Below are 9,780 nucleotides of genomic sequence, written 5' to 3'. Positions count from 1 at the left end.
CGTGCACCTGATCGCCGACGGCGACATCCGGACCTCCGGCGACATCGCCAAGGCGCTCGGCTGCGGCGCGACGCGGTGATGCTCGGCGAGCCGCTCTCGCTCTGCGAGGAGGCACCGGCCGGTGGCGCCTGGTGGCACTCGGCCGCCAGCCACCCGTCGCTGCCGCGCGGCGCGTTCGAGGTGGCGAACGAGCCGATCGGCCGATGGAGCAGCTCCTCTTCGCCCGGCCGACCAGCCCGACGGCCAGCTCAACCTGTTCGGCGGTCTGCGCCGGGCCATGGCCAAGTGCGGCTATCGCGACCTCAAGGAGTTCCAGAAGGTCGGCCTCGTCCTTGACCGCTGACCTCGACCCAGTTCGTCGGCTTAGGCTCAGCCGGTGAGGTGGGGTCGGGGCTGGTGCGCGGCGGCGCTGGTCGGGGCGCTGGTGCTGGGTGGGTGCACCCAGGCGGACGAGGAGCGGTTCCACCCCGGGGCGGCCGACGCGGGTGACCCGTACGTGCCGGGGGCCGGCAACGGCGGCTACGACGTGGCCGGCTACCAGCTGAGGGTCCGCTACGACCCGGCGAGCGACCGGCTCACCGGCGAAGCGACCGTCACCGCCACCGCCACCACCGGGCTGTCCCGGTTCAACCTGGACCTCGCCGGCCTCACCGTCGATCAGGTACGCGTCGACGGCGCCCCGGCGAGGCACCGGCGGGACGGCAACGAGTTGGTCGTCACCCCGGCGCACGGGCTGCCGTCGGGGAGGCAGTTCACCGTCGACGTGGCGTACGCCGGGGTGCCGCGACCGCTGCCCAGCGGCGAGCTGGGCAGCGGCGGCTTCCTCGCCACGCCCGACGGCGCGATCGCCCTCGGCCAGCCGGAGTCGGCCAGCACCTGGTTCCCGGTCAACGACCACCCGTCCGACAAGGCCACCTACGACCTGGAGATCACCGTCCGGACGGACTCGCCGCGCTGAGCAACGGCGTGCTGCGCGGGCGGACCAGCCGGGGCGGCTGGACCACCTGGACCTGGTCCGAGGGATCGCCGATGGCCAGCTACCTGACCACGCTGGTGATCGGGAACTATCGGGTGTCGACGGGTACGCACGCCGGGAAGCCGATGGTCACCGCGGTCGCCGCCGGGCTGCCGGCGGACGGGCCGGCGGCCGCCTCGATCGCCCGGACCGGGGAGGTGGCGGACTTCCTGACCGACCGCTTCGGGCCGTACCCGTTCGCCGCGTACGGCGGCATCGCGATCGCCGACGAGCGCATCCGGTACGCGCTGGAAACCCAGTCCCGGCCGGTCTACGGGCCGGGCTTCTTCCGCGCCGGTCGGCCGAACACCACCGTGGTCGCGCACGAGCTGGCCCACCAGTGGTTCGGCGACAGCGTCTCGGTGGCCCGGTGGAGCGACCTGTGGCTCAACGAGGGCTTCGCCACGTACGCGGAATGGCTCTGGGACGAGCACGACGGCGGACGCCCCGTGGCGGAGGCCTTCATCGCCGAGTACGCGGCGACCGACTGGACCAAGCCGTCGGTGGACCCGGGCCGGCCGGCGATGTTCGGCGACGCCGTCTACAAGCGCGGGGCACTGGCCGTGCACGCGCTGCGCCGCGCGGTCGGCGACGACACCTTCTTCCGCATCATGCGCGGCTGGACGGCCGAGCACCGGGACGGCACCGTCACCACCGCCGACTTCGTCGCGTACGCCGAACGGGTGGCCGGCCGGCCGCTGCGTCCGCTCTTCGACGCCTGGCTCTACGGCGCCGAGCGCCCCGCCGAGCCGAAGCCCCGCTGACCTCGGTCAGGTCTTGACGCGCAGGGTCGGGTGGCTGGAGAGGAACGCCTCGGCGCGGCCGGCGCGGAGTTCGGTGAAGAACTGGCGGGCGACCGGGCGGAGTTGTTCGCCGCGGTAGGCGCCGTCCTTGCCCACCCCGCTGCCGGGGAGGCCGACCAGGACCAGACCGTTTGCGGGCATCCCGCCGAGGGCGTACGCGAAGTCGATCAGCCGGGTGCCGCCACCGGCGTACACCATGGTCTTGCCGAGGGCGCGGACCACCTGCTGGACCCGGTCCGGGTCCCGGGCCAGCCCCTGGTCGAGGATCTTGCGGACCAGCGCCCGGATCAGCTGCTGCTGGTGACGCTGCCGCGCGTAGTCACCCCCGGCGATGTAGCGCTGCCGGGCGTAGTCCCGCGCCTGCCAGCCGTTGAGGTGGCGGGTGCCCTTCTCGTAGACCATCTGCGGTCCGACGTACCCGCCGGCGGTGTGCTGCCGGTACTGCCCGTCGGGGCGCCGGTGGATCGAGGCGACCCGCTGGTCGATGTAGAGGTCCACCCCGCCCAGGGCGTCGATCAGCCGGTCGAAGCCGAAGAAGGTGAGCACCGCGCCGGCGTCGATGCGCAGCCCGGTGTACCGGCTGACCGTGATGCGCAGCAGCTCGTAACCCTGGGCGGTGCTCGGGTGGGCCTTGTCGCCGGGCACCCGGCTGCCGTAGCTCATCGCATGGGTGAGCTTGGTCCGGCCGCCCCGGTAACCGGACTTCGGGTAGGCCGGGATGTCGACCACCAGGTCGCGGGGGAGGGAAAAGAGGTACGCCCGCTTCAGCCCCGGCTCCACGTGCATGACCATCACCGCGTCGGCGTGCGGCTCCCAGCCCGGCACGGTGACCCGGGTGTCCACCCCGACGATGAGGAAGTTCAGCGGCCCGGTGATGTCGGCGCCGGGCGGCGGGGTGGGGCTGGCCGGGGCACTCGTCTCCGGCGCCGGGGTGGCCGAGCCGGCGACCGGGCCGGGGGCGGGCGCGGACCGGGAGAGCAACTTGCCGACCACCACCGCGCCGGAGGCGACCAGGAGCACCGTGAGCAGGGCCGCCAGCCCCAGCGGCCAGCGTCGACGTGCCGTTCGTGCACCTGGGCATCGGTGCCCCCTTCCCCGTATCTGGACACGCTCCGACGGGCACTTCAGGTTGCGGCCCGGCGCGCTCCGGGTCGGTCGCGCGTCCTGCATGATCGCGGAAAACTGCCGCTGGCGCGACTGCTACCGGTCGGTAATGATGCCTTCATGCGGTACGACGTGGTCGTCATCGGGTCAGGATTCGGCGGCAGCGTCACCGCGCTGCGGCTCGCGGAGAAGGGCTACACCGTCGGCGTGCTGGAGGCCGGCCGGCGCTTCGCCGACGACGAGTTCCCGCAGACCTCCTGGCGGGCGCGGCGCTTCCTCTGGGCCCCAAGCTGGGCTGCTACGGCCTCCAGCGGATCACGCTGCTCCGCTCGGCGGACCGGAAGGCCGGCGGCGGGTCATGGTGCTCTCCGGCGCGGGCGTGGGCGGCGGCTCGTTGGTCTACGCCAACACCTCTACGAGCCGCTCGACGCGTTCTACACCGATCCGCAGTGGCGGGGCATCACCGACTGGCGCGACGAGCTGGCCCGGCACTACGACCAGGCGAAGCGGATGCTCGGCGTCACCACGTACCCGATCGCCACCGGCGCGGACCGGGCGATGCGCACGGTGGCCGAGCGGATGGGGTCGGGCACACCTTCCACGCCACCCCGGTCGGCGTGCACATCGGCCGTCCCGGAGAGCGGGTGCCCGACCCGTACTTCGGCGGCGTCGGGCCGGCGCGCACCGGCTGCACGCACTGCGGTCGTGCATGACCGGCTGTCGGCACGGCGCGAAGAACACTCTGGTCAAGAACTACCTCTGGCTGGCCGAGCGGCTCGACGTCCAGGTCCACCCGCTCACCACCGCCACCGTGGTCCGCTCCGCGGCCGATGGCGGATACGAGGTGCACACCGAGCGCACCGGCGCCTGGTTGCGCAGGCGGCGCCAGGTGATCCACGCCGACCAGGTGGTCTTCGCGGCCGGCGCGCTCGGCACCCAGCGGCTGCTGCACGAGATGAAGGCGACCGGCGCGCTGCCCGGGCTCTCGTCCCGGCTCGGCGAGCTGACCCGGACCAACTCCGAGGCCATCCTCGGCGCGTCGGTGCCGCGGCAGCAGGCCCGGCAGCGGGGCTGGACTTCACCGAGGGGTGGCGATCACCAGCTCGTTCCACCCCGACCCGCAGACCCACATCGAACCGGTCCGCTACGGCCGGGGCTCGAACGCGATGGGGCTGCTCCAGTCGCTGCTGGTGGACGGCGGCCCACACCGGGTCCGGCGCTGGCTGGGCAGCATCCTCCGGCAGCCCGGGCTGGCCGCCCGGATGCTCTCCGTCCGCGGCTGGTCCGAGCGGACCGTGATCGCCCTGGTGATGCAGTCGGCGGACAACTCGCTCACCACCCGCTGGCGGCGGGGCCGTTCGGCCGGCGGCTGGTCTCCGGCCCGGGCCACGGCGCGCCGAACCCGACCTGGATCCCCGCCGGCAACCAGGCGGTCCGGTTGCTCGCCGATGAGATCGGCGGTACGCCCGGCGGTGCGCTCACCGAGCCGTTCAACATCCCGATGACCGCGCACATCCTCGGTGGGGCGGTGATCGGGGCCACCGCCGACGACGGGGTGATCGACCCCGTACCACCGGGTCTACGGGCACCCGGGGCTGCACGTGGTGGACGGCGCCGCAGTCTCGGCGAACCTCGGGGTGAACCCCTCGCTGACCATCACTGCCCAGGCGGAACGGGCCATGGCCTTCTGGCCGAACAAGGGCGAACCGGATCCCCGGCCGCCGCTCGGCGAGGCGTACCGGCGGTTGGAGCCGGTCTCCCCGCGCCACCCGGCGGTCCCGGCGGACGCCCCCGGTGCACTGCGGGGGTGAGCCGCGCAACACCGGCGCGGACACCGCCCGGGCAACGGCCGGGCGGGGCGTCACGGTCGGTAGGCTTTCTGCACATGAGCACGCCTCGCCCCGTCCTCGTGGTGGACTTCGGAGCCCCAGTACGCCCAGCTCATCGCGCGCCGGGTGCGCGAGGCGAAGGTCTACTCGGAGATCGTCCCGCACTCGATGCCGGTCGCCGAGATGCTGGCGAAGAAGCCGGCCGCGATCATCCTCTCCGGCGGGCCGTCCAGCGTCTACGCGCCCGGCGCGCCCCAGATCGACGCCGGGATGTTCGCGGCGGACGTGCCGGTCTTCGGCATCTGCTACGGCTTCCAGGCGATGGCCCAGGCGCTCGGCGGCACGGTCGCGAGGACCGGCAACCGCGAGTACGGGGGCACCCCCCTGCGCGCCCGCGCCGAGGCCGGGGTGCTGCTCCGCGAACTGCCGGACGACCTGCCGGTGTGGATGAGCCACGGCGACTGCGTGACCGAGGCCCCGGAGGGCTTCACCGTCACCGCCGAGTCGGCGGGCGCGCCGGTCGCCGCCTTCGAGGACCTGGCCGGCCGCCGGGCCGGGGTGCAGTTCCACCCCGAGGTCGGGCACACCGCGCACGGCCAGGAGATGCTCACCCGCTTCCTCTACGACATCGCCGGCATCGAGCCCACCTGGACCCCCGAGAACATCATCGAGGAGCAGGTGGCCCGGATCCGGGAGCAGGTCGGCGACAAGGAGGTCATCTGTGGCCTCTCGGGCGGGGTCGACTCCGCGGTCGCCGCCGCGCTGGTGCACAAGGCCGTCGGTGACCAGCTCACCTGCGTCTTCGTCGACCACGGCCTGCTCCGCGCCGGCGAGGCCGAGCAGGTGGAGAAGGACTACGTCGCCGCCACCGGGATCAAGCTCAAGGTGGTCGACGCGCAGGACCGCTTCCTCGGCGCGCTCGCCGGGGTGACCGACCCCGAGCAGAAGCGCAAGGTCATCGGCCGGGAGTTCATCCGGGTCTTCGAGGCCGCCGCCCGGGAGATCGCCTCGCACGGCGACGTCGAGTTCCTGGTGCAGGGCACCCTCTACCCGGACGTGGTGGAGTCCGGCGGCGGTACCGGCACCGCCAACATCAAGAGCCACCACAACGTCGGCGGCCTGCCGGAGGACCTGAAGTTCGCCCTGGTCGAGCCGCTGCGCACGCTCTTCAAGGACGAGGTCCGCAAGCTCGGCCTGGAGCTGGGCCTGCCCGAGGCGATGGTCTGGCGGCACCCGTTCCCCGGCCCCGGCCTGGCCATCCGGATCATCGGCGCGGTCGACAAGGAGCGGCTGGACCTGCTCCGCAAGGCCGACCTGATCGCCCGGGAGGAGCTGAGCGCCGCCGGTCTCGACCGGGGCGTCTGGCAGTTCCCGGTGGTGCTCCTGGCCGACGTGCGCAGCGTCGGCGTGCAGGGGGACGAGCGCAGCTACGGACATCCCGTGGTGCTGCGCCCGGTCTCCAGCGAGGACGCCATGACCGCCGACTGGTCCCGGCTGCCCTACGAGGTGATCGCCCGGATCTCCACCCGGATCACCAACGAGGTGGCCGAGGTGAACCGGGTCGTCCTGGACGTGACCAGCAAGCCGCCGGGCACCATCGAGTGGGAGTGAGGCCGGCTCACCCGGCCGTCGGCGGCTGAGGCTGCGGCCGGGGCGTCGGCTCCGGCGTGCTCGCCGCCTCCGGCGCCGCCGCCGGTCCGGCGGGCGCGGTAGGCCACGGCTGCGCGGCCGGTCCGGCGGCCTGGGGCGGGCTCGCGGGCGGCGTCGGCCAGCCGTGCGGCGCGGCGCCCGCCGGGTGCGGCCAGGCGGGGGCGCCCGCGGGCTCCTCCGGCATCAGGAACCACATGATCGGGTACGCCAGCGCGGCGAGCCCGCCGGTGGCCAGGGTGGCGAGGGCGAAGACCACCCGGACCAGGGTGGGGTCGACGCCGAGGTAGCGGCCGAGGCCGCTGGCGACCCCGGCCACCATGCGGTCGGTGGCCGGTCGCCGGAGCTGCTTGTACGGGGCCTGAGGGGCGTTCGTGAAGGTCATGTCCCCACGGTCCCGCGCCGGCGGGCGGGCGACCTCGGTGACCGCCCGGACTCCTACCCTGAACGATCCCTGAGGTGCCAGCCTAGTGTCAGGAATCTGACTCTTTTCGATGGCGGTAACCGGGTCGGGGGAGAATTTTCACCCGTGACCACCTTGCTGGAGCCGCTCCGCAGGATCGCGGCATACGCAGTTTGTGCTGACCCAGACGGCCGAGTGTTGCTGGTCCACGCATCTGAGCGCTCCGGCACCCCTGGCGCGTGGTCCCTGCCCGGCGGGGCGGTCGACCACGGCGAGGACCCCAACCACACCGTCGTCCGCGAGACGGCGGCGGAGACCGGGCTCTCGGTCGCCGTCGCCGGGCTCCGGGACGTCCTCGCCGACATGCGGGCGCTGCCCGAGCGCGGCATCACCATCCACACCGACCGCCTGATCTACACGGTCTCGGTGCGGGGCGGGACGCTGACCGACCGGGTGGACCGCCCGACCGACCTGGCCCGCTGGTTCAGCCTCGACGAGGCCCGGGAGCTGCCGCTGCGGTCGTTCGCCGCGCGCGCCCTGGGTCTCCCCGCCTCCTCGGCCGACGTGGTGCCGAAGGAGGTCCCCGAGTTCCCCTCCTTCTACGCGGTGCCCGGGCCCGACGGCCTGCACCGGGCGCAGCGCTTCGCGGCGTACGCCGTGGTCACCGACCCGGAGGGCCGGGTGCTGCTCACCCGGGTCTCCGACGGCTACCCGGGCGCCGGCTGCTGGCACCTGCCGGGGGGCGGCACCGACTACGGCGAGCAGCCGGGCGCGGCGCTGATCCGGGAGCTGGTGGAGGAGACCGGGCAGAACGGCCGGCTGGTTGAGCTGCTCGGCGTGGCCAGCCACCGGGACGCCGCCTCACTCGGTCCCGAGGGCTACCCGATCGACTGGCACGGGGTCCGCGCCTTCTACCGGGTGATCGTCGACCAGCCCGCCCCGCCCAAGGTCGTCGACGTCGGCGGCTCCACCTGCGAGGCCCGCTGGTTCCGCCGGGAGGAGCTCGGCGCCCTCCCCACCGACCGCCTGACCGAGGTCACCGCCGAAGCCGTCCAGGCCGCCCAACTCACCTGACCCGCGCCCTCCCGCCGCTTCCAAGATGATGAGGTTGCTACCCGGATGGGCGGGGCAAGTGGTGAGTGCGCTCGTCGGGGCGCGATGAGCTGAGCGAGGCGCGCTCAGGCATATTGCTCCTCAGGGACACGTCCCCGCGGGCCCGACCGCCCGGCGATGTCCGAGGGACGCGGTGCGGCCGCCGGGCCGTCGACAACGCCGCGCCAGGCCGCGGGTAACCCCCCTGCTCCCCCGGGTAGCGATCGCCCTCAACCGATGAGCCCGAACGTCACCACACCCTCGCGGGCAATAAATTCATGATCGACGGGGTAACCGGACGGGCCGGGAGGCGGGAATTGGGGGAGCTGGTGGAGCAGCGGCGGCGGATCGGGGCGTACGGGGTGCTGGGGGACGCCGACGGGCGGGTACTTCTGGCCCGAGGATCCGCCGGCTGCCCGTACCCCGGAGTGTGGCAGCTGCCCGGCGGCGGGCTGAAGCACGCCGAGCATCCCGCCGCCGCGGTGGTGCGTGAGTTCGCCGAGGAGACCGGGCTGGCCGTCCGCGTGACCGGGGTGCGGGACGCCGTGGCCGACGTGGCCACCTTCCGGGACGCCGGTGTCATCGTGCACACCGACCGGCTGGTGTTCGACGTCGAGGCGCGGGGAGGCGAGCTCCGCCCGGAGCCGGCCGGCGGCAGCGACGAGCTGCGCTGGTTCACCCCTGACGAGGCGGCGGGAGTGCCGCTGATGCCGTTCACCGCCGAGCTGCTCGGGCTTCCGGTGGCGCCCCTGCCGCGGGACCTGCCCCGGGCCCTGCCGCCCGCGCACGCCGCTCCGCCCGCCACCGACCGGCGCCAGCGCTTCGCCGCGTACGGGCTGGTCACCGACCCGGCCGACCGGGTGCTGCTGACCATGATCGCTGAGGTTACCCGGGGGCCGGGCGGTGGCACCTGCCCGGCGGCGGCACCGACCACGGGGAGCAGCCGGCCGCAGGCCTGCTCCGGGAGCTGGTCGAGGAGGCCGGCCAGCTCGGTCGGGTGGTCGACCTGATGGCCGTCGACAACCTGCACAACCCCGCCGCGCTCGGTCCCGAGGGACGGCCGTTGGACTGGCACTCGGTCCGGGTGATCTACCGGGTCCGGGTGGACGCCCCCACCGAGGCGGTGGTGACCGAACTCGCCGGCGGCTCCACCGCCAGGGCGGCCTGGTTCGCTCCGGAGCGGGTCAGCCGGCTGCGGATGACCGAGGTGGCGGCCCGGGCAACCGGACGCTCGGGGTGGTAGCGCCCACTTGTCGAGCCCACCTGGGCCGCCTCCGGTACAGTCGGGACTTGGGATTGGCGGAGGAAACGGGCGATGACGCCCGAGATGGCAATATGAGGGCAGTTCGCGCGGTTTAAGGGAGATATAAGTACCGCCGGCAGCTATCGCCAAGCCCCGTTCCCTTATGCAATGGTGTTACTCCGCAAACGGCTGCCGGGCCCGAAAGCGGTCCGGCACGAGACAGCCGGACACCCGCCCTCGTGGCGGTCAGCCGATCCGGTGATGGAGGAAGCGTGCCGAGAGCCCCATGGCGCCGGCGTCGTACGACTGACAGTCCGCGCCCCGCAGGGCGTCGCTGGGCGGGCCGGCTGCGCCGCAGCAGCACGTTTGCCCGCCAGGTGCTGCTGGTCCGGGTGGGTCGCCGTGATGTCGACGCCGTCCCCGGCAACGACCTGGTCGTGCCCGACCACCGCTACACCGACCGGCAGCGCCGCCGGTACGGCCGCGACCGGTTCGACCGCGCCGAGGTCGAGGCCGTGGTGCCGGTCAGCCCGGCGCTGGCCCCCACGTCGCCGGTCGACGACGCGCCGCCGATGTCCATCCCGCTGCTGCCGGGTGATCGCACGGCCGCCCGCCGGATGAAGTTCGCCGTGGTGAACGCCTGC

General features: G+C 73.7%; 3 protein-coding genes and 6 pseudogenes. 7 read left to right on the top strand and 2 right to left on the bottom strand.

The features are described from left to right. Nucleotides 1-343, top strand: a pseudogene (locus GA0070624_RS00045) (IMP dehydrogenase); the annotation flags it as partial. Between the two features lie 33 nt (nucleotides 344-376). Further along, nucleotides 377-1,779 (top strand): annotated as a pseudogene (locus GA0070624_RS00040) (M1 family metallopeptidase). Nucleotides 1,780-1,785: 6 nt separating this feature from the next. On the opposite strand, the gene GA0070624_RS36295 reads toward GA0070624_RS00040, so the two are convergent. Next, a complete protein-coding gene (locus GA0070624_RS36295) occupies nucleotides 1,786-2,838 on the bottom strand; it encodes an LCP family protein (RefSeq protein WP_281180930.1) in 1,053 nt (350 codons plus the stop codon). A 204-nt stretch (nucleotides 2,839-3,042) separates the two neighbouring features. Here GA0070624_RS36295 and GA0070624_RS00030 point away from each other — a divergent pair. Further along, nucleotides 3,043-4,733: pseudogene (locus GA0070624_RS00030) on the top strand (FAD-dependent oxidoreductase). Between the two features lie 74 nt (nucleotides 4,734-4,807). Next, nucleotides 4,808-6,362 (top strand): annotated as a pseudogene (gene guaA, locus GA0070624_RS00025) (glutamine-hydrolyzing GMP synthase). 7 nt (nucleotides 6,363-6,369) lie between these two features. Here guaA and GA0070624_RS00020 read toward each other — a convergent pair. Further along, the gene (locus GA0070624_RS00020; RefSeq protein WP_091335420.1) at nucleotides 6,370-6,783 is read right to left on the bottom strand and encodes a PspC domain-containing protein; all 414 of its coding nucleotides are present in this window, start codon (nucleotides 6,781-6,783) and stop codon (nucleotides 6,370-6,372) included. A 144-nt stretch (nucleotides 6,784-6,927) separates the two neighbouring features. On the opposite strand from GA0070624_RS00020, the gene GA0070624_RS00015 reads away from it, so the two are divergent. The 3 genes and pseudogenes from GA0070624_RS00015 to GA0070624_RS00005 form a co-directional block, all read left to right on the top strand. Then, nucleotides 6,928-7,875, top strand: a complete 948-nt coding sequence (locus GA0070624_RS00015; RefSeq protein WP_091335417.1) for an NUDIX domain-containing protein — start codon at nucleotides 6,928-6,930, stop codon at nucleotides 7,873-7,875. Between the two features lie 347 nt (nucleotides 7,876-8,222). After that, nucleotides 8,223-9,136, top strand: a pseudogene (locus tag GA0070624_RS00010) (NUDIX hydrolase). Between the two features lie 347 nt (nucleotides 9,137-9,483). After that, nucleotides 9,484-9,780: pseudogene (locus tag GA0070624_RS00005) on the top strand (CDP-alcohol phosphatidyltransferase); the annotation flags it as partial.

Source organism: Micromonospora rhizosphaerae (assembly GCF_900091465.1).
GTDB classification, from domain to species: Bacteria; Actinomycetota; Actinomycetes; order Mycobacteriales; family Micromonosporaceae; genus Micromonospora; species Micromonospora rhizosphaerae.
Note: the sequence above shows the minus strand (reverse complement) of the source record. Positions and strands in the feature narration are given on the sequence as shown.

What these genes read in the sequence shown, in the direction of transcription:
- GA0070624_RS00020 (WP_091335420.1), bottom strand. Translation starts at nt 6,783, where the DNA reads ATGACCTTCACGAACGCCCCTCAGGCCCCGTACAAGCAGCTCCGGCGA.